The 19,164-nt window shown below is 72.1% G+C and carries 21 protein-coding genes; 16 read left to right on the top strand and 5 right to left on the bottom strand.

Translation table 11 applies throughout. From position 1 onward, the window contains the following. Nucleotides 1–53 precede the first annotated feature (53 nt). The 4 genes from FS641_RS05150 to FS641_RS05135 all read left to right on the top strand — a co-directional run bounded on the left by FS641_RS05150 (nt 54) and on the right by FS641_RS05135 (nt 5,049). The gene (locus FS641_RS05150) at nt 54–1,025 is read left to right on the top strand and encodes a YafY family protein (RefSeq protein WP_144760874.1); all 972 of its coding nucleotides are present in this window, start codon (nt 54–56) and stop codon (nt 1,023–1,025) included. Nucleotides 1,026–1,089: 64 nt separating this feature from the next. Then, nucleotides 1,090–1,584: a helix-turn-helix transcriptional regulator gene (locus FS641_RS05145; RefSeq protein WP_144760872.1), complete on the top strand. Its 495-nt coding sequence runs from the start codon at nt 1,090–1,092 to the stop codon at nt 1,582–1,584. Between the two features lie 289 nt (nt 1,585–1,873). Then, a complete protein-coding gene (locus FS641_RS05140; protein WP_144760869.1) occupies nt 1,874–4,366 on the top strand; it encodes an ATP-binding protein in 2,493 nt (830 codons plus the stop codon). Next, nucleotides 4,363–5,049, top strand: a complete 687-nt coding sequence (locus tag FS641_RS05135) for a response regulator (protein WP_144760866.1) — start codon at nt 4,363–4,365, stop codon at nt 5,047–5,049. Before FS641_RS05140 ends, FS641_RS05135 begins: the two co-directional genes overlap by 4 nt. 33 nt (nt 5,050–5,082) lie before the next feature. Here the strand turns inward: FS641_RS05135 and FS641_RS05130 are convergent, their stop codons facing one another. After that, nucleotides 5,083–5,925 (bottom strand): LuxR C-terminal-related transcriptional regulator, encoded by an 843-nt coding sequence (locus FS641_RS05130; RefSeq protein ID WP_260855692.1) that lies wholly within the window; start codon nt 5,923–5,925, stop codon nt 5,083–5,085. A 109-nt stretch (nt 5,926–6,034) separates the two neighbouring features. Between FS641_RS05130 and hxlB the strand changes: the two genes are divergently transcribed. The 5 genes from hxlB to FS641_RS05105 all read left to right on the top strand — a co-directional run bounded on the left by hxlB (nt 6,035) and on the right by FS641_RS05105 (nt 9,606). Beyond that, on the top strand, nt 6,035–6,601 hold the full coding sequence (hxlB, locus tag FS641_RS05125; protein WP_144760860.1) for a 6-phospho-3-hexuloisomerase: 567 nt from the start codon (nt 6,035–6,037) through the stop codon (nt 6,599–6,601). 11 nt (nt 6,602–6,612) lie between these two features. Continuing rightward, nucleotides 6,613–7,239, top strand: a complete 627-nt coding sequence (gene hxlA / locus FS641_RS05120) for a 3-hexulose-6-phosphate synthase (RefSeq protein WP_144760857.1) — start codon at nt 6,613–6,615, stop codon at nt 7,237–7,239. An 11-nt stretch (nt 7,240–7,250) separates the two neighbouring features. Beyond that, entirely contained in the window at nt 7,251–7,703 is a 453-nt protein-coding gene (locus FS641_RS05115; protein WP_144760854.1) for a GNAT family N-acetyltransferase, read from the top strand. Between the two features lie 86 nt (nt 7,704–7,789). After that, entirely contained in the window at nt 7,790–8,866 is a 1,077-nt protein-coding gene (locus FS641_RS05110; RefSeq protein ID WP_144760851.1) for a bifunctional GNAT family N-acetyltransferase/class I SAM-dependent methyltransferase, read from the top strand. Next, on the top strand, nt 8,863–9,606 hold the full coding sequence (locus tag FS641_RS05105; protein ID WP_144760848.1) for an alpha/beta hydrolase: 744 nt from the start codon (nt 8,863–8,865) through the stop codon (nt 9,604–9,606). Before FS641_RS05110 ends, FS641_RS05105 begins: the two co-directional genes overlap by 4 nt. Here FS641_RS05105 and FS641_RS05100 read toward each other — a convergent pair. After that, nucleotides 9,599–10,018, bottom strand: coding sequence for an NUDIX domain-containing protein (locus FS641_RS05100; RefSeq protein ID WP_222122046.1), 420 nt, complete (start codon nt 10,016–10,018; stop codon nt 9,599–9,601). The two genes, FS641_RS05105 and FS641_RS05100, sit on opposite strands and share 8 nt — an antisense overlap. Nucleotides 10,019–10,123: 105 nt before the next feature. On the opposite strand from FS641_RS05100, the gene FS641_RS05095 reads away from it, so the two are divergent. Together FS641_RS05095 and FS641_RS05090 are read left to right on the top strand one after the other, a co-directional pair. Then, on the top strand, nt 10,124–10,891 hold the full coding sequence (locus tag FS641_RS05095; RefSeq protein ID WP_144760842.1) for an HAD family phosphatase: 768 nt from the start codon (nt 10,124–10,126) through the stop codon (nt 10,889–10,891). Nucleotides 10,892–10,958: 67 nt separating this feature from the next. Next, the gene (locus FS641_RS05090; protein ID WP_144760839.1) at nt 10,959–13,469 is read left to right on the top strand and encodes a glycoside hydrolase family 65 protein; all 2,511 of its coding nucleotides are present in this window, start codon (nt 10,959–10,961) and stop codon (nt 13,467–13,469) included. Between the two features lie 15 nt (nt 13,470–13,484). Here the strand turns inward: FS641_RS05090 and FS641_RS05085 are convergent, their stop codons facing one another. Both FS641_RS05085 and FS641_RS17940 read right to left on the bottom strand, forming a co-directional pair. Further along, nucleotides 13,485–14,021, bottom strand: a complete 537-nt coding sequence (locus FS641_RS05085; RefSeq protein ID WP_144760835.1) for a DUF1697 domain-containing protein — start codon at nt 14,019–14,021, stop codon at nt 13,485–13,487. 43 nt (nt 14,022–14,064) lie between these two features. After that, entirely contained in the window at nt 14,065–14,328 is a 264-nt protein-coding gene (locus FS641_RS17940) for a hypothetical protein (RefSeq protein WP_186317580.1), read from the bottom strand. 145 nt (nt 14,329–14,473) lie between these two features. Between FS641_RS17940 and FS641_RS17935 the strand changes: the two genes are divergently transcribed. Genes FS641_RS17935 through FS641_RS05060 form a run of 5 tightly spaced genes read left to right on the top strand, consistent with a single transcriptional unit; the run spans nt 14,474 to nt 17,627 of the window. After that, nucleotides 14,474–15,046 carry a helix-turn-helix domain-containing protein gene (locus FS641_RS17935; RefSeq protein ID WP_186317579.1) on the top strand — a complete coding sequence of 191 codons (573 nt, stop codon included), beginning with the start codon at nt 14,474–14,476 and terminating at the stop codon, nt 15,044–15,046. Next, nucleotides 15,043–16,344 carry an MFS transporter gene (locus tag FS641_RS05075; RefSeq protein WP_260855691.1) on the top strand — a complete coding sequence of 434 codons (1,302 nt, stop codon included), beginning with the start codon at nt 15,043–15,045 and terminating at the stop codon, nt 16,342–16,344. Before FS641_RS17935 ends, FS641_RS05075 begins: the two co-directional genes overlap by 4 nt. Further along, a complete protein-coding gene (locus FS641_RS05070; RefSeq protein WP_144760826.1) occupies nt 16,341–16,805 on the top strand; it encodes a prevent-host-death protein in 465 nt (154 codons plus the stop codon). The genes FS641_RS05075 and FS641_RS05070 overlap by 4 nt, the downstream gene beginning before the upstream one ends. A 4-nt stretch (nt 16,806–16,809) precedes the next feature. Continuing rightward, entirely contained in the window at nt 16,810–17,154 is a 345-nt protein-coding gene (locus tag FS641_RS05065; RefSeq protein WP_144760823.1) for a hypothetical protein, read from the top strand. A gap of 20 nt (nt 17,155–17,174) precedes the next feature. Continuing rightward, nucleotides 17,175–17,627: a hypothetical protein gene (locus tag FS641_RS05060; RefSeq protein WP_144760820.1), complete on the top strand. Its 453-nt coding sequence runs from the start codon at nt 17,175–17,177 to the stop codon at nt 17,625–17,627. Nucleotides 17,628–17,650: 23 nt separating this feature from the next. Here the strand turns inward: FS641_RS05060 and FS641_RS05055 are convergent, their stop codons facing one another. Continuing rightward, nucleotides 17,651–19,126 carry an NCS2 family permease gene (locus tag FS641_RS05055; RefSeq protein ID WP_144760817.1) on the bottom strand — a complete coding sequence of 492 codons (1,476 nt, stop codon included), beginning with the start codon at nt 19,124–19,126 and terminating at the stop codon, nt 17,651–17,653. Nucleotides 19,127–19,164: the final 38 nt, after the last annotated feature.

The raw sequence follows: 19,164 nt of genomic DNA, 5'->3' as shown, positions 1-19,164 counted from the left end.
TCTGATCGGCATTGCGGTCAGATCATGTCCGCTTCTCGACGGACACTGGATCCGTGTCCGGCCCCTCCTCGCGCATGCTCGCGCTCCTGTCCCTGCTGCAGGTCCGCCGTGACTGGTCGGGGGACGTCCTCGCGGAGCGTCTCGAGGTCAGTCCGCGCACGGTGCGGCGTGACGTCGACCGACTCCGCGAGCTCGGCTACCGCATCGAGGCGCTGCGCGGTCCGGCCGGCGGCTACCGGCTGTCCGCCGGCTCGGAGCTGCCGCCACTGCTGTTCGACGACGAGCAGGCCGTGGCGATCGCCCTCGCCCTGGCCGTCGCGCCCGCGTCCGGAGCCGACATCGCCGAGGCTGCTGCCCGCGCACTCGGGGCCGTGCGGCAGGTGATGCCGTCCCGGCTGCGACACCGTGTCGACGCCGTGGACGTGGTGACCACGCCGGGGACCACGACGGTCGACCCCGAGGTGCTCGTCGCCGTGAGCGACGCCGTCCGGACGCGGCAGGTCCTGCGGTTCGACCACGTGCCGGCGTGGCCGGGCGACGCGGACCGGGTCGAGCCCCCGCGTCGGGTCGAGCCGCACGCGGTCGTCGCGCGGAACGGCCGCTGGTACCTGCTCGCGTGGGAGGACGCACGGGACGACTGGCGCACCTACCGGATCGACCGGATGCGCCCGCGAGCGGCGACCGGTGTCCGGTTCACGCCGAGACCGATCCCCGGCGGTGACCCGGCGGCGCTCCTCGCGACGCGGTTCAAGGGCTCGGGCGGTCGCGACGTCTGGCGGTGCGTGGGGACGGCGGTGCTCGACGTCGCGGCGCGGTCCGTCGCGCCGTACCTCGAAGCGGATGCCGACGCCGTCCTGGAGGACCTCGGCCCCGACCGCTGCCGACTGACGATCGGCGCGTGGTCGTGGACCGCCCTCGCCGCACGGTTCGCCGGGTTCGACGTGGACTTCACCGTCGACGGGCCGGAGGACCTCCGCACGGAGTGCACCGCGCTGGCGGGCCGGTTGCGGGCTGCTGTCGGGTAGCTGTCGTCCTCGTGTCGTGTCCCTGTCGTGGTGCCAATCCGACGGCGTCCATAGAGTTCCGGTCATGAACGAGATGCGGATCGGGGAACTGCGCAAGACGCGTGGTTGGACGCAGGAACGACTCGCCGAGGCGAGCGGGGTCGCCGTGCGGACGGTGCAGCGGATCGAGGCCGGGAGCGACGCCAGCCTGGAGTCGCTCTCCGCGATCGCCCGCGCCCTCGAGGTGCCGGTGCGCGACCTCTTCGCCACGGACGGAGCGGGTGAACAGGACCTGGACGCCGGCGTCCGCGGCCTCGACGAGCGTGCGGAGACGGAGCAGCACCAACGCGACGCGTACACCCGCGGGTGGCGCTACCTCTACATCGGCGTGGGTCTGCTCGTGTCCTTCGCGGTGCTCGGGCTCATCGGGGCCGGGCACGGAGCGGGCGTGCTGGTCTTCGTGATCCCCGCCTACTGGGCCGGCGGCCAGTTCGTGTCCCGGTTCCTCATGGCCACGGTCATCGATCCCCGGCTCGACCGCCGCTACCCGCTCTCGCGTCCCCGTCGCGCTGCCCGTTGATTGCGTCGGCGAGCCATCGTCCCGACGTAGAGCCCACTCAGCCCGACGGCAACGCCGGAAGCGAGTGACCCGCACCACTGCGCCGAGGTCCCTACTGTCGCGGCGAAGCACGCGGAACCTGCGACCAGGAGTCCGATCGAGACGATGACCGCGAAGGTGACACTCGTGAAGACCTTCATCGTGTTCTCCTTGCTGTGTGCCACGAGGAACCGTGCCGGAGCCGAGTGTGAAAAATACCACCGGACACTCCCGCTCCGCACTCACCGCCGAGACGCGAGAAGATGAGCGCGTGAAGCGAGGCAGGCTGCGGGTGCTGCTCGGTGCCGCACCGGGCGTCGGGAAGACCTTCACCATGCTCGAGGAGGGCCGCCGGCTGCGGGACGAGGGCCGCGACGTCGTCGTCGCCGTCGTCGAGACCCACGGCCGCGCCGCGACCGCCGCCCTCGTCGACGGCCTCGAGGTCGTCCCTCGACGCATCGAGCGCCACCGCGGTGTGGACCTCGACGACATGGACCTCGACGCCGTGCTGGTCAGACGTCCCGATGTGGCGCTGGTCGACGAGCTCGCCCACACGAACGCCCCGGGCGGCGCGCACGAGAAGCGGTGGCAGGACGTCGAGGCGCTCCTCGCTGCCGGTATCGACGTGGTCTCGACCGTGAACGTCCAGCACATGCAGTCCCTCGGTGACGTCGTTCGCGAGATCACCGGCGCGGTGCAGCGCGAGACCGTTCCCGACGCCGTGGTCCGGGCTGCGGACCAGATCGAGGTCGTCGACCTGTCGCCCGAGGCCCTCCGTGAGCGGCTCGCCGAGGGGCTGGTCTACCCGGCGGACCGGGTCGACGCGGCGTTGTCGAACTACTTCCGGCTGGGCAACCTCACCGCACTCCGCGAGATCGCGCTGCTCTGGTTGGCGGACGAGGTCGACGACGCGCTCAGGCGGTACCGCGCGGAGCACGGGATCGAGCACCGGTGGGAGGCCCGCGAACGCGTCCTGGTCGCCCTGACCGGCGGGCAGGAGGGGGAGACCCTGCTCCGCCGCGGCGCCCGGATCGCGGCGCGGTCCTCGGGCGGGGAGCTCGCCGCGGTGCACGTGACGACGAACGACGGACTCCGTGAGCGGTACCCGGGTGCCCTCGGGAAGCAGCGCACCCTGCTGGAGCAGCTCGGCGGGACCTACCACCAGGTGGTGGGCGACGACGTCCCCGCGACGCTGGTCCGCTTCGCGCGGTCGATCGACGCGACGCAGATCGTCGTGGGTGCGAGCCGTCGGAGCCGCCTGGTCGCGGCGCTGACCGGTCCGGGCATCGGTGCGACCGTGATCCGCGAGTCCGGAGACATCGACGTGCACGTCGTCACGCACGAGCGCGCCGGCGGCGGCTCCCGGCTGCCGCGCCTCGGCGGGAGCCTGTCCCGGAGCCGTGTGCTCTCGGCGTTCGGGCTCGCCCTCGTCGCCGGACCGCTGCTGACCTGGCTGCTGTCGTTCACGGGCGACCCGGACGCGATCACGGTCGACGTGCTGGCGTACCAGCTGCTCGTGCTCGTCGTGGCGCTGGTCGGTGGCATGCTCCCGGCCGTGTTCGCGGCGGTGCTGTCCGGGTTGAGCCTCGACTACTTCTTCGTGCAGCCGCTCCACCAGGTCACCGTGCAGCAGCCGTGGCACCTCGTGGCACTGGTGATGTACGTGGTCAGCGCGGTGCTCGTGAGCTTCGTCGTCGACCGGTCCGCACGGCGATCGCGGACCGCGCGTCGGGCAGCCGCGGAGTCCGGTCTGCTGATGGGCATCGCCGGGAGCGTCCTGCGGGGCGACGACGCCCTGCAGGCGCTGGTGGACCGGACACGCGAGGCGTTCGGGTACGCCGGCGTGCGGGTCCGGCAGGGTGATGCCGTGCCGGCCACGTCGGGGACGTTCGGCGAGGGGCCGGACGCGACCACGGGCCTCCCGTCCGGTGCCGTGCTGGAGTTCGCCGGCGCTCCGGACGACCCGACCCAGCGGCGGCTGCTGCGGGTCGTGGAGCAGCAGATCGACGCCGCCGTCGAGCACCGTGAGCTGACCCGCACCGCGGTCGACGCCGAACGCATCGCGGCGGCGGACCGGGTGCGGAGCGCGATCCTCGCGGCCGTCGGGCACGACGTCCGGCGGCCGATCGCAGCGGCATCCGCCGCCGTGCAGACCCTCCGTGCCAGCGACATCCGGCTGTCCGACACCGACCGGGAGGCCCTGCTCGCCACCGCCGACGAGAGCCTCCGCCAGCTGGCGGTGCTGTTGGGTGACCTGCTCGACGTCTCGCGGGTGCAGGCGGGGGTGCTCGCGGTCGCCCCCGTCGCGCTGCCGCTGGAGACCGTGGTCGCGCCGGCCCTCGACGAGTTGGAGCTCGGGCCGGACGACGTCGACCTCGACCTGCCGACGGACCTGCCACCGGTGCTGGCCGACCCCGGACTCCTGCAGCGCGTCGTCGTGAACCTCCTCGCGAACGCGGTGCGGCACAGCCCGACCGGTGCGAGCGTGCGCGTCGCTGCGAGTGCGTTCGGCGACGGGGTCGAGCTCCGCGTCGCCGACCACGGGCCGGGGATCCCGGCGGCGCTGCGTGCCGACGTGTTCCAGCCGTTCCAACGGCTCGGCGACACCGACAACGACACCGGGCTGGGGCTCGGGCTCGCACTCGCCCGGGGCTTCACCGAGGGGATGGGTGGCACGATCGAGGCCGACGACACCCCCGGCGGCGGCCTGACGATGGTGGTGCGGCTCCCGATCGCCGAACACGTCGGAGTGGAGACGCCGTGAAGATCCTCGTCGCCGACGACGACCAGCAACTCGTCCGTGCCCTCGGGGTGACCCTCACTGCCCGCGGCTACGACGTGGTCACCGCCCGCGACGGCCGTGCCGCGATCGACGCCGTCATCACCGAGCGCCCGGACATCGTGATGCTCGACCTCGGGATGCCGCGCCTCGACGGGATCGGTGTGCTGCAGGGCATCCGCGCGTGGTCGCAGGTACCGGTGCTCGTGCTCTCGGGCCGGACGGACTCGGGCGACAAGGTCGACGCCCTCGACGCCGGTGCGGACGACTACGTGACGAAGCCGTTCCAGATGGACGAGCTCCTGGCACGACTCCGCGCGCTCGGGCGTCGGCAGGCGGCGACGGCCGCGACGCCCGAGACCAGTCCGACCGTGCGGTTCGGGGACCTCGTCGTCGACCTCGTCGCCAAGCAGGTCCTGCCGCCGGAGGGGCCCGCGATCCGCCTGACCCCGACCGAGTGGCGGTTGCTCGAGGTCCTCCTGGCGAACCCCGACCGGCTGATGACCCGCGAGATGCTCCTCACCGAGGTGTGGGGTCCGTCGCACGGCAGCGACTCGGGGTACCTCCGGCTCTACGTGGCACAGCTGCGGCGGAAGCTCGAGCCCGATCCGGCCACCCCGCGCTACATCGTCACCGAGTCCGGCATGGGGTACCGCTTCGTGCCCTGATCGACTGCGCGGTGCCGGCGAGCGGGCCCGGCGTCAGCCCCGCAGCGCGGCGAGCTCCGTCCGCGTCCTGGCGCCGTGCTTCCGGAGCAGGTTCGCCACGTGGTACTTCACCGTGTTGACGCTGATCCCGAGGCCGTCCGCGATCGCCTGGTTCCCGATCCCCGTCGCGACGAGCCGCAGCACGTCGAGCTCCCGCGGGGTCAGGTCGGCGTCGTCGGCCACGTCCACCGATCCCGGCGCGGGGTCGAGCGGCAGCGAGATGTCGAGCACGGACCCCCACCCCGCGGTGGACTCGACGGACAGTCGCCCGTCGAGCGCGACGACCCGCTCGGCGATCGGCCGCATCGTGTCGTCGTGGGCGTCGAGCGCTCCGGACCCGTCGTCGCGGAGCTGCATGAGCAGGTTCCGACCGTCGCAGTCCCACTGGATGCGGACGCGTCGGGCCTCGCCGGCGTCGACGAGCGCGAGCACCGCGGTCCGGACGATCGCCCGAGCGGCGTGCGCAACGTCGCCGGGCAGCGCGCGACCGGTCGCCGGGGGCTCGACGAACTGCACGTCGAGGTCACCGAACCGGACGAGCGGACGGAGGTCGGCCCGCAGCCGGGAGAACGCCCCCGTGACGGGTTCGAGCATGGTGCTCCGCTGCCGATCGGTCAGCGTGCGGAGTTCCACAAGGGCGGCGGAGGCGATCTCGACCGCCTCCGAGCGAGCTGCGGCGTCACCCACCCGTGGCGAGCGCAGCACGGCGAGCACGGACTCGAGCGTCAGCGCGTGCCGGTCGGCCTGCTCCGCGACGGTCCTGGCGTGTTCCGCGGCGGCGAGCCGACTGGCGGGGCCGAGCCGAGCCTCCAGGCCGTCCTGATCTCCGTCGTCCACGTCCGCGAACCTACCCGGCCCACCCGGAGAGACGGGGCCACTCGATCGGGTGGGGACCCTGCCGCGGCGGGTAGCGGTGCGCTCACGACGACGGCACCAGGCTGGGTCCATGTCCCTCCCGACCGTCTCCGACGCCCTCGACCTGATCATCGGCGAGGTCAGCGCCCTCGTGGCGGACCTCCGCGACGACGCCGCGTCCGACCGGGCCCTCGCGCTGATCGGTGACGCGGACCGGGTGTTCGTGCACGGCGCAGGCCGGTCCGGACTCGCACTCCGGATGACGGCGATGCGGCTCATGCACCTCGGGCTCGACGTCCACGTCGTCGGCGAGGTGACGACGCCGGCGATCCGGTCCGGCGACGTGCTCGTCGTGGCGAGCGGTTCCGGCACGACGGCCGGCATCGTCGCCGCCGCAGAGACCGCCGCATCGGTGGGCGCCGACGTCGTCGCGATCTCCACCACCGCCGACTCCCCGTTGTCCGAGGTCGCGACGGTCACCCTCGTGGTGCCGGCCGCGACGAAGACCGACCGCTCCGGCACGGCCTCGGCCCAGTACGCCGGGAGCCTCTTCGAACAGGCCGTCGCGCTCCTCGGTGACGCGCTGTTCCACACGCTCTGGGCCCGAGGCGGGCAGTCCGCCGACGACCTCTGGCCCCGACACGCCAACCTCGAATGAAAGGCACCACCATGCAGCTCCAGTTCGCCATGGACACCCTGACCACCGAAGCCGCCCTCGAGCTCGCCGCGGCGGCCGCCCCGCACGTCGACATCATCGAGCTCGGCACGCCGCTCATCAAGAGCGCCGGTCTCTCCGCGATCACCGCCGTCAAGGAAGCCCACCCGGACAAGATCGTGTTCGCCGACCTCAAGACGATGGACGCCGGCGAGCTCGAAGCGGACATCGCGTTCCAGGCCGGCGCTGACCTGGTCACCGTGCTCGGCGTCGCCGGCGACAGCACCATCTCCGGTGCGATCGGTGCCGCGAAGAAGCACGGCAAGGGCATCGTCGTCGACCTCATCGGCGTCGCCGACAAGGCTGCCCGCGCACGCGAGGTCATCGCCCTCGGCGCCGAGTTCGTCGAGATGCACGCCGGTCTCGACGAGCAGGCCGAGGACGGCTACACGTTCGACTCGCTGCTCACCGACGGCAAGGCCTCCGGAGTGCCGTTCTCGGTCGCGGGCGGCATCAACGCCGACTCCGTCGCCGCCGTCCAGGAGTCGGGCGCGCGCGTCGCCGTCGCCGGCAGCGCGATCTACAGCGCCCCCGACGTGGGTGCGGCTGCTGCCGCGATCCGCGCCGCGATCACCGCGTAGTCTCGGGAGCCGTGCACGAACCCCTCGCCGTCGGTCCCGCCGACGTCGCGGACGTGCGCGGCTTCCTCGCCGCGAGCGACCTGACGGTCGCCGGGCTCGACGACCCGGGCGTCCGGCTCTGGGTCGTCCGCGACGACAGCGGTGCCGTCGTCGGTTCGACCGGCTTCGAGCGCAGCGCGGACGGGAGGCACGCCCTCCTCCGCAGCGTCGCCGTCGCTCCGACCCTCCGCGGCTCCGGTGCCGGTACCCGGCTCGCCGCGTTCGCACTGACCGCGGCAGCAGGGGTCGGAGTGGAGCGTGCGTGGCTCTTCAGCCGTCGGTCCGGTCCGTTCTGGCAGGGCCTCGGGTTCGAGTCCGCGGACCGGGCGGCACTCGCCGCGGTCCTCGGTGCGACGACGCAGGTGGCGCTCTTCCGGGCGACGGGTCAGCTCGACCGCGAGGTCGCGTGGTCCCGACCGCTCTGACCGCCCGTGGCGACGGCGCTGCGCCCGGCCGCGCACGCAGCCGGAGCGCGTGTCGTCCGGGTACGTCCGCGCGGTAGCGTCAGAGCGTGACGATCGAGCTCCGCGCCCTGACCGCCGACGACTGGCAGGTGTGGCGCCCGGTCCGGCTGGCGGCGCTCACCGATGCGCCGCAGGCGTTCGGGTCGCGCCTGGACGAGTGGGCGGATGCGCCGGAGGACCGGTGGCGGGCGCGACTGTCGATCCCGGGAGCACTCGACCTGGTGGCGACCGAGGGCGACCGCGCCGTGGGCATGGCCAGCGGCACGCCCGGCGACGACGACCGCGTCGAGCTGATCTCGATGTGGGTCGACCCGGCCGCCCGCGGTCACGGGGTCGCCGATCGGCTCATCGAGGAGATCGTCCGGTGGGCGGCGGGGACCGACGCCGCCGAACTCGAGCTGTCGGTGATGCCGGACAACGCCCCGGCGCGACGGACGTACGAGCGACACGGCTTCCGGGCGGTCGACGAGCCCGGCGACGTCCTGCCCGACGGCCGGCACGAGGTCCGCATGCGGCGGGACCTCGCCACGGACCGCACGCTCCACACCTACGAGCACGCCGCCGACCGGTACGCCGACCGCACCGACGGCCACCGTGCCGGGCTCGTCGACGACCTCCTCGGGCTCGTCCCGGTCGGAGCCCGTGTCCTGGAACTCGGTTCAGGCCCCGGGCGGGACGCCAGGGCACTCGAGGAGGCCGGTCTCCGGGTGGACCGCACCGACGGCGCCCGCTCGTTCGTCGACCGGCTCCGCGCCGACGGGCACACCGCGCGCGTGCTCGACGTCCGCACCGGGGTGTTCGGCGGCGGGTACGACGCCGTGTTCGCCAACGCGGTGCTCCTGCACGTCCGACGCGAGGAGCTCCCCGGCGTGCTCCGCCGCGCCCTCGTGGCCGTCGTCCCCGGCGGGGTGCTCGCCGCGACCGTGAAGCGCGGCGACAGCGAGGACTGGAGCACGCGGAAGCTCGACCGGCCACGACACTTCACCTACTGGACCGAGGACGCGCTCGCGTCGGTGGTGTCCGAGACCGGCTGGACCGACGTCGTCGTCCGTGAGACCACCGCGCCGGGAGCCGAGGAACGGTGGCTCACCGTCACCGCCCGCCGACCGGAGGACGCCCGATGAGCCGACCGCTGCGCTGGACCGCCTGGGTCGTCGCCGTGCTGCTCGTCGTCGTGGTGGTCTTCCTGGTGTGGGCGAACATCGTCATGCAGGGCACCCGGTCCGCCGCACTGCAGGTCTGGCGCGACGACCGGGTCGCTGTGCGCGACGCCGGGGACGCCGTGGTGATGACCCCGACCGGGACCGCGAACGGCGTGGGGGTCGTGTTCGTCCCCGGCGCGAAGGTCGATCCGTACGCGTACATGGCCACGTTCCGGCAGGTGGTCGCGCGCGGCACGACGGTCGTCATCACGAAGCCGACGCTGCACCTGGCGTTCTTCGACCTCCGACCGCTGTCCACCTTCGAGTCGCACGCCCCCGACGTCCGGACCTGGGCCGTCGGCGGACACTCGCTCGGCGGGGTCCGGGCCTGCCAGCTCGCGGACGACCCCGGCGTGGCCGGGCTCCTGCTCCTCGGCAGCTACTGCGCGAACGACCTGTCCGGGAGCGGCCTCGACGTGCTGAGCGTCTCCGGTTCGCGCGACGGGCTGTCCACCCCGGAGAAGGTCGACGCCGCCCGCCACGAACTCCCCGCGTCCGCGACGACGACCGAGGTCCAGGGCGCGAACCACGCCGACTTCGGTGCATACGGGCCGCAACCGGGCGACGGCGTCGCGACGATCTCGCCCGCGGCGGCCCGGGCGCAGATCAGCGCCGCGGTCGAGCGGTGGGTCGAACGGCTCCGGTCCGGCGCGCTCAGCTGACGGCGAGCTCGACGGCTCGCCGTGCCCGCTCGGGACGGAGTCCGATCCGGTCGAGGTCGTCGAGCGGCACCCACGTCGGGTCGTAGCGGTTCGTCGCGGTCGCACGCCGGGCCTCCGGCGCGTCCGCGGGCATCGCCGGCGTCGCGTCGCCGACGCTGACCCGGAAGTACAGAGCCGGGGCGTCCCGGTCGAGGCCCACCGGCAGCAGCGCCTCGGCGACCCCGTCGAGTCCGGTCTCCTCGCGGAGCTCCCGGACGCACGCCTGCTGCGGGGTCTCGCCGGCCTCGACACCGCCGCCCGGCAGGACCGCGTACGCGTTCCCGTCACGGTGTCGGAGCACGACGAGCACCCGGTGGTCGCGGACGGCGACGGCGACGGCACGGAGGCGGAGCGCGGCGGGAGCGGCTGGCACGGAGCCGACGCTACCCGGGTGGGTCGGACGGCACACGGAGGCTGGAGCGGTCCTAGACTCGACGGCAGCACTCGTTCGACTCCGCTGCCTGGAAGGTGTGTGTCCATGACGTCGTCGGATCGACGGACCCCTGCGCGCCTCGCTGACATGCGCGCGCTCCTCTTCGACCTCGACGGGGTGCTGACGCCGACGGCCGACGTGCACATGCGCGCGTGGAGCCGGCTCTTCACGCCGTACCTGGAGCAGCACGGCGTCGCCCCGTACACCGAGCAGGACTACTTCGACTCGATCGACGGCAAGCCGCGGTACGACGGGGTCCGCTCGCTGCTGGAGTCGCGCGGCATCGACCTGCCCGAGGGCTCGCCCGACGACGGCCCCGACCAGGACACCGTGTGCGGGCTCGGGAACCGCAAGAACGCCGAGTTCACCGCCGAGCTCGCCGAGCACGGCGTCGAGCCCTACCCCGGGTCACTGCGCTTCCTGGTCGCCGCGACGGACGCCGGGATGTCGGTGGCCGTGGTCTCGAGCTCCGCGAACGCGGTGCAGGTCCTCCGCACGGCGGGCATCTTCGAGCGCTTCCCGGTGATCGTGGACGGTGTCGTCGCGCGCGAGGACGGCCTCCCCGGCAAGCCCGCACCGGACACCTACCTCGACGCGGCGAGCCGCTTCGGGCTGACCGCCGCCGAGTGCGTCGTCGTCGAGGACGCCACGAGCGGTGTCGCCGCCGGACGGAACGGCGCCTTCGGGCTCGTGATCGGTGTCGACCGCGGAGCGGGTGCGGACGACCTCCGCGCGAACGGCGCCGACGTCGTGGTGACGGACCTCGCCGAGCTCGTCCCCGACCTGCCCCGACCGGCCACGGCGGAACTGTAGACGGCCCGCACGGCGCGATCCGTGCCTCCCGGCCGCCCCTGACCACCTCCCTCCCCACGGAGCACGCATGAACCCCATCACCTCGGACCCCCTGGACCGTGTGCGGTACCCCGTCGACGAGTGGGCGCTCGTCGAGACGGAGTACGCACCCGACGAGCAGGGCGTCGCGGAGACGAACTTCGCCGTCGGCAACGGCTACCTCGGGCTCCGTGGCAATCTCGACGAGGGCCGCGGCGGGGTGCAGTACGGCACATACGTCAACGGGTTCCACGAGACCTGGCCGATCCGCCACGCGGAGGACGCCTTCGGGTTCGCCAAGACCGGCCAGACGATCATCAACGCGCCCGACGCCAAGGTGATCCGGCTCTACGTCGACGACGAGCCGCTCGTCCTCGCCGAGGCGGACATCCTCCGGCACACCCGTCGGCTCGACTTCCGCGGCGGATTCCTGCTGCGGGAGACCGAGTGGTCGACGCCGTCCGGCAAGCGCGTGCTGATCCGGTCGCGACGCCTGGTGTCGTTCACGGACCGGCACCTCGCGGTCATCGACTACGAGGTCACGATGCTCGACCATGACGCGTCGATCCTGCTCTCGAGCCAGATCCTCAACCGCCAGGACGTCGTCGACGAGTACCACGCCGGCATGCGCGCCGCGGCGACCGCGTTCGACCCGCGCAAGGCCGAGACCTTCACCGAGCGGGTGCTCGAGCCGAAGCTCAAGCGCAACTCGGGCACCCGGTCGCTCCTCGGCTACCAGGCGTCGAGCTCCGGCATGACGATCTGCGTCGGCGTCGAACACCGCATCGAGACCGAGAACACCTGGGACGAGTCCTCGTCCATCGAGGACGACCTCGCCAAGCACGTCTACCGGATCAACGCGCGGGCCGGGCAGCCGATCCGCCTGACGAAGAACATGGTGTACCACACCTCCCGCGGCGTACCGGCGCGCGAGCTCGCGGACCGCTGCGAGCGCACGCTCGACCGAGCGCATGCCGAGAGCGTCGAGGAGACGTTCGCCAAGCAGCACGCCTGGATGGACGACTACTGGGCACGGAGTGACGTCGAGGTCGCTGGGCAGCCCGAGGTCCAGCAGGCCGTCCGGTGGAACCTGTTCATGCTCGCCCAGGCGACCGCGCGCACCGACGGCCACGGCATCGCGGCGAAGGGCGTGACCGGGTCCGGGTACGGCGGCCACTACTTCTGGGACATGGAGATCTACGTCCTGCCGTTCCTGTCGTACACGGCGCCGATCGTCGCCAGGAACGCCCTCCGTTTCCGCTACAACATGCTCGACGCCGCGCGCTCGCGGGCCCGCGAGCTCAACCAGCGTGGTGCGCTCTTCCCGTGGCGCACGATCAACGGCGAGGAGTCGAGCGCCTACTACGCGGCCGGCACGGCGCAATACCACATCGACGCGGACATCGCCCACGCGCTCATGCAGTACGTCCGGGCGTCCGGCGACACCGAGTTCCTGAAGCGCGGGGCGATCGACATCCTCGTCGAGACCGCCCGACTCTGGGAGGACCTCGGCTTCTGGCGCTCGAACGGTGACCAGAAGTTCCACATCGACGGCGTCACCGGACCGGACGAGTACACCACCGTCGTCGACGACAACATGTACACGAACGTGATGGCACGGGCGAACCTGTGGTTCGCGGTCAACGCGTGCCGGGAGCTCGCCGTCGACGACCCCGAGGAGTACGCCCGCATGGTCCGGCGGACCGGCCTCGACGCGGGCGAGATCGTGGACTGGGAGCGCGCGGCGGAGTCGATGGAGATCCCCTTCGACCCGCACCGTGGGATCCACCCGCAGGACGCGCAGTTCCTCGACAAGGAACTCTGGGACCTCGAGAACACCCCCGAGTCCAAGCGGCCGCTGCTGCTGCACTACCACCCGCTGGTCATCTACCGCTTCCAGGTCCTGAAGCAGGCGGACGTCGTCCTCGCGCTCTTCCTGCAGGGGCACGAGTTCACCCCGGCCGAGAAGCGTCGCGACTTCGACTACTACGACGCCCTGACGACGGGTGACTCGACCCTGTCGGCGGTCGTGCAGTCGATCATGGCGGCCGAGGTCGGCTACCACGAGCTCGCCGAGCAGTACTTCAACACGGCGCTCTACGTCGACCTGGCCGACCTGCACGGCAACACCACCGACGGCGTGCACATCGCGTCGACGGGTGGGATCTGGGGCGGGCTCGTGAACGGCTTCGGCGGGATGCGGGACCACGGCGGGAAGATGACCTTCAACCCGCGGCTGCCGAAGTCGTGGGAGCGCCTGACCTACCGGATCACCGTGCACGGGTCGCGGATCCGGGTCGACCTCGAGCAGGAGCGCCTCACGTTCACGGTCGAGTCCGGCGAGGGGTTCACGGCGTGGGTGCACAACCAGCCGTACGAGATCGAGGCGGCGTCACCGACCGTCGTGCCGCTGCCGCACCAGGGACCGCGGATGGACGGCCACGCGCCGACCACGAGCGACATCCAGGGCACGCTGCGCGCCGACGGTTCGGTCATCACCGCGTCGATCCCGACGATCTCGCTCGTGCGCGAGTACGAGGTGGACGAGACGACCGCCTGATCCCCGACGCTCGGGTCAGAGCAGCTTCCGCAGCGTGTTCACGTTGCGGGTGGTCGTCGTGCGCTTGAACCGCGCCGCCGCCGCACGCCGGGCGAACACCGTGTCCGTGCTGGACCCCTTCGGGCACGACCAGTACACGACGCCGTCGCCGCGGGCGACCTGCTCGACCGCCGGGTCGAGGTCGAGCCCGTCCAGGAGCTCGTCGAGCGCGGTGTCCTCGGAGCCGAACACGACGTAGTCGTGCCGGTCGGGGCCGCTCGGGAACGGGAAGCCGTCGATGACCGCGGCCAGAGCAGCGTGCGGGACCAGGACGATCCAGGCGTCGTACCCGAAGCGGTCGCGGAGCGCCTGCTCGACGTCGTGCCGGAGACCGGCGCGCGCGGCCGGGTCCCCGGTGGCGTCCACGTCCGCGTCGAAGACGACGTTGCCCGATGCCAGCACGGTCCGCACGTCGCGGTACCCGCGCTCGGTGACGAGGGCGCGCAGGTCGGCGGACCGGATCGTGATCCCGTTGACGTTCACGCCGCGCAGCAGCGCGATCCACCTGGTCATGCTGCGACCGTACCCGCGCTCGGACCCACGGTCGGGCCCACGGTCAGTTCCACGTCCGCGCGACGGACCAGCCGGCGCCGTCGGGCACGATGTCGACGACCAGCGTCTCGCCGTCCTCCGCCGTCACCTGGAAGCGCCAGCCGACGGTGCGCTCGGGAGCGTGGGTGATGGCGGTCGGGAGTGCCGCCGGGGTGACGGTCAGCCGGGTCGGGTGGTCGGAGACACGCCACCGTCGTCCCTGCCACACGAGCCGGACCGGTGCGCCGTCCGTCCACCAGACCGTCGCTGCCGCATCGATGACCATCATCAGAGGCCTCCTTCGTTCGAACGTGTGTTCGAATGCTAGGTCGCCCGACCGGCGCGTGCAACAACCCGGCGCGCCGTGGATGACCTCCCCCCGCTATCCGCAAGAAGTGTTGCGCAACAGGTCTTGTGGAGTTACGCTCCTGGGCATGGACGACGGACGGATCGACGACCCGGCACACATGCGGGCCCTCGCGCACCCCACCCGACTGCGGATCCTCGGGCTGCTCCGCGCGAACGGTCCGCAGACCGCCGCGATGCTCGGTGACCTCATCGACGAGGCACCGGGGACGATCAGCTACCACTGCACCCGTCTCGCCGGGGTCGGGCTCATCGAACCCGCCGAGGGGCAGGGCACCGACCGTCGTGAGCGCTGGTGGCGCGCCGCCCACGAGTCGTCGTCCTGGTACCTCGCCGACGCGATGGACGACCCCGAGCGGCTGATGGCAGCGAGCGCACTGGACCGCGCCGTCGCCCGGGTCTACGCGGCCAACTTCGAGGCGTTCGTCGACCAGGCTCCGCAGCTCGGTCGCGAGTGGGTCGCCGCGGCGCTGAGCTCGGACCGGGTCCTCCGGCTCACGGCACCGGAGCTCGAGCGGCTCGGGACCGAGCTGCGGGACGTCGTCACCCGCTGGCTCGCCGTCAGCGCAGAGCACACCGCGGACGACGGGTCCGAACAGGTCTTCGTGCTCCAGCAGGCGTACCGGTGGCCGCGCGCATGACCGCCCGCGGTCGACTCCGGGCGCTCCTCGCCGTCCAGGTCGTCTCGCGGGTCGGCAACGTCGTCACCACGGTCACCGTCCCGTTCGTCGTCCTCGCCCGCGGCGGTTCCGCCACCGACGTCGGGATCACCGCGTTCATGGCGACGGTGCCGATCGTGCTCGGCGGCCCGTTCGGCGGTGCTCTCGTCGAGCGGATCGGGTTCGTCCGCTCCAGCGCGTGGTCCGACGTCATCAGCGGCGCGACGCTGCTGACGATGCCGGTCCTGGCGTGGACCGTCGGGCTGCCGTTCTGGGCGCTCCTCGCCCTGGTGTTCGTCAGTGGGCTCTTCGACATGCCGGGGGAGTCCGCACGCCGCGTCCTGCTCCCCGGACTCGCCGCCGCCGCCGGGGTACCCCTCGAGCGTGCGGTCGGACACTTCGAGGCGTCCGCGCGGCTCTCCGTGCTCGTCGGAGCCCCGGTCGGTGGACTGCTCGTGGCCTCGCTCGGTCCGCTGCCCGCACTCGCGTGCACGGCGCTCGCCTTCGGCGCGGCGGCACTCCTCACGGCGGTTTCCGTCCGACAGGCGGACCCGCCAGCGATCGGGACGGAGGCCCGGAGCACCTCCGACGCGTCGCCGACGGCCGACCAGGCGGTCACCTCCGGCGGCTACTGGCGCGACCTCGCCGACGGGTTCCGCTTCTGCGTGCGCGATCCGTTCTTCCGGCTGGTCATCGCGCTGGTGCTGGTCACGAACCTGCTCGACGCGGCGAGGTCCACCACGCTGCTGCCGCTGTACGCCGACGAGCGGCTCGGTGGGGCGCAGGGCCTCGGCTTCGTGTCGGGGACGTTCGGCGGTGCGGCGTTCCTCGGTTCGCTCGTGTTCGGGTACGTCGCGCACCGGCTGCCGCGCCGCATCCCCTTCGTGCTGTGCTTCGTCCTGGCCGGCGGACCCTCGCTCGTCGCCCCGGCACTCGGGCTCGACCTGCCGTGGGTGCTCGCCGCTGCCGGTGTCTCCGGGTTGGCTGCCGGGGCGCTCAACCCGATCCTCGGCGCCGTCGAGCTCGAGCGCATCCCGGAGCACATGCGGGCGCGGGTGTTCGGGCTGCTCGGCGCGGGGTCGTGGGCCGGGATCCCGCTCGGCGGTCTGCTCGCCGGTGTCGCCGCCGACGGCATCGGTGTCTCCGCGACGTTCGGCGTGATCGCGTGCGTCTACACGGTGGTGACGCTCGCGCCCCTGCTCGGTGGGTCGTGGCGGCTCATGGAGCGACCGAGGTTGGCATTGCGTTCAGAACCTGTTCTGAATAGCATCGAGCCATGACCCTCACCGCGCCGCCCCGTGCTCGCCGTACCGTGCAGTCGTCGGATCTCTCCAGGCACGCACGGGCGGTGTTCGCCGCTGCGGAACAGGAGCCGCTCGAGGTCACCCGCCGTGACGGCAAGCCGCTGGTGCTCACGACGAAGGAGCGCTCTGACGAGGACGACGCGGTCCTCGAGATCGCGGCGCAGTTGATCGCCGCCGTCACGCTCGACGAACACCTCCCGATGCACGAGCGTCTCGTCGTGCCGTACCCGTGGATCGCGATGCTCAGCCGCGACGACCAGAAGCGCTTCGCGCGGGAGATCGTCGAGGTCGCGCGCGGCTCCTTCTCCCTGCGGCAGCCTCGACGGCTGCTCCTCGAGCTGCAGGCGTGGCGCAACAGTGCCGAGGCGATCGCAGCTGGGTGGGGTTCTGCCGAGCAAGAGGTGCTGTCCGACCCGGTCGTCGTCGAGAAACCCTGACGCGATGGCCGGTCGCCGCCAGGCAGTCCCACGGCCGACCCGGACGACGGAGTACACGATCGTGTTCCTCGGACGCTCCGCCGAGGTCGGATGGCGCGATCTCGTCGCCACACAGCGGAACGCCGTCGTGTCGGCGTGGGAACGGCTCAGTGTCGATCCCCTCACGGAAGACCTCGCGTGCCACGCCCTCCGCGGCGAGCTCGGCCGGGTCGTCCACTCTGGGCGGTCGTGGACGCGTCGGCAGCTCGAGCTGAAGCGGGGCGCGCGCATCTGGTTCACCGTCGACGAGGATGCTCGGCTCGTCCAGATCCTCGAGGTGCACACGCATCACCCGAACCAGACCAAGTAGTGCTCGTGTAGACGGGACGCATGAGCGACGACGCACAGGGCCCGGACGAGCAGCACCAGGTACCGGAGGGGGTGTCCGACGCCACGGTCGAAGCCCTGGGGACGCTGTCCGCAGCGCTCGAGGTCCTCGAGCACGCACGCGGCTACCTCTACGGCTTCCACCGGCTCACCGGCAAGGCGGACCTCGGCTTCGGGGACGCCGTCGAGCAGCTCCGGGAGGCCGGCCACGCCGAGCTCGCGGACCGGATCGAGACGGAGCTCATCGGGCGGAACGTCATCGCGGGCCGGTGGACGTTCCAGGTGGTCGAGGACTACGACGACGGCTACTACGCCCTCGCGAAGGACCTCGAGCGCACCGCGCGGGACGAACTCGTCGGCGGTCGCCGCCACCTCCTCGAGGCGAGCATGAAGGAGGACCGCCGCACGGACGGCCGACGCCACCACGAGGCGACGCCGGCCGACCTGCCCGACTGAGCCGGGCCTGGCGTGCGCGGCGGTCAGCCGACGCCGAGCAGGCTCTCCAGCGGTCCGCGGGCGAAGTACAGCAGGAAGCCCGCCGCGACGACGTACAGGAGCCACGAGACCTCGCGGCCACGGCCGGACAGCGCCTTGATGAGCACCCAGCTGATGAAGCCGGCGCCGATGCCGTTCGCGATCGAGTAGGTCAGCGGCATCACGACGATCGTCAGGAACGCCGGCAGGGCCGACCCGAAGTCGGTCCAGTCGATGTCCTTCACCTGGGCGACCATGAGCGCGCCGACGACGACGAGCCCGGCTGCGGCCACCTCGAGCGGGACCACCTGGGTCAGCGGGGTGAGGAACATCGAGGCCAGGAACAGCAGACCGGTCACGACGGAGGCCATGCCCGTCCTGGCGCCCTCGCCGATGCCGGCCGCGGAGTCGATGAACACCGTGTTCGAGGACACCGACGCACCACCGCCGGCGATGGCCCCGGCGCCCTCGACGACGAGCGCCGAGCGCAGGCGGGGGAAGGTGCCGTCGGGCTTGGCGACGCCGGCGGCCTTCGCCAGACCGGTCATCGTCCCCATGGCGTCGAAGAAGTTCGTGAAGACCAGCGTGAAGACGAGCATCGACGCGGCCAACGGGCCGATGCGGCTGAACGCGCCGAAGTCGAAGTGGCCGACGAGCGACAGGTCGGGCAGGGCGAACAGTGCGCTCGGGAGACCGGGGGCGTTGAGGTTCCAGCCGGTCTTCGAGTCGACCGAGGTCGGCACGTGGAAGACCGCCTGCAGGATGATCGCGATGACCGTCGTCGCGATGATGCCGATGAGCAGTGCGCCCTTGACCTTGCGGGCCATGAGCGTGCCGATGATCACCAGGCCGATGAGGAACACGATCGTGGGGAGGGCGCCGACGGACCCGTCCTCACCGAGCTGCAGCGGCGGCGACGCCAGGCCCGAGGAGCGCACGAACCCGGAGTCGACGAGCCCGATGAACGCGATGAACAGTCCGATGCCGACCGTGATCGCCGCCTTGAGCTGCGCCGGCACCGCGGTGAAGATCATCGTCCGGATCCCCGTCAACGCCAGGATCACGATGATGATGCCGTTGATGACGACGAGGCCCATCGCCTCGGCCCACGTGACCTGGTGCACGACGCTCACGGCCAGGAACGAGTTGATCCCGAGCCCCGCCGCGATCCCGAACGGCAGGTTCGCGATCAGGCCCATGGCGATCGTCATCAGGCCGGCGACGAGCCCGGTCGCGGCGGCCACCTGGGCGTTCTCGAGCCAGCCACCGGTGACGTCCTTCGCCGCCTGGTCGGCGCTGAAGCCCCCGAGGATGAGCGGGTTGAGGATGACGATGTAGGCCATCGTGACGAAGGACACCAGGCCACCGCGGACCTCGCGGGGGATGGTCGAACCGCGCTTGGTGATCGAGAAGAAGCGGTCGAGGCCGGAGGCGAATCGGTTCCGGGAGGGCGTGTCGGTTGTCTGCGTGGCGCTCACCAACGAAGTTTAAAGGAACCTGGCAACGTGCGGATCCTGGT

The organism is Curtobacterium sp. 9128 (assembly GCF_007673775.1).
Lineage (GTDB): Bacteria > Actinomycetota > Actinomycetes > Actinomycetales > Microbacteriaceae > Curtobacterium.
Note: the sequence above shows the minus strand (reverse complement) of the source record. Positions and strands in the feature narration are given on the sequence as shown.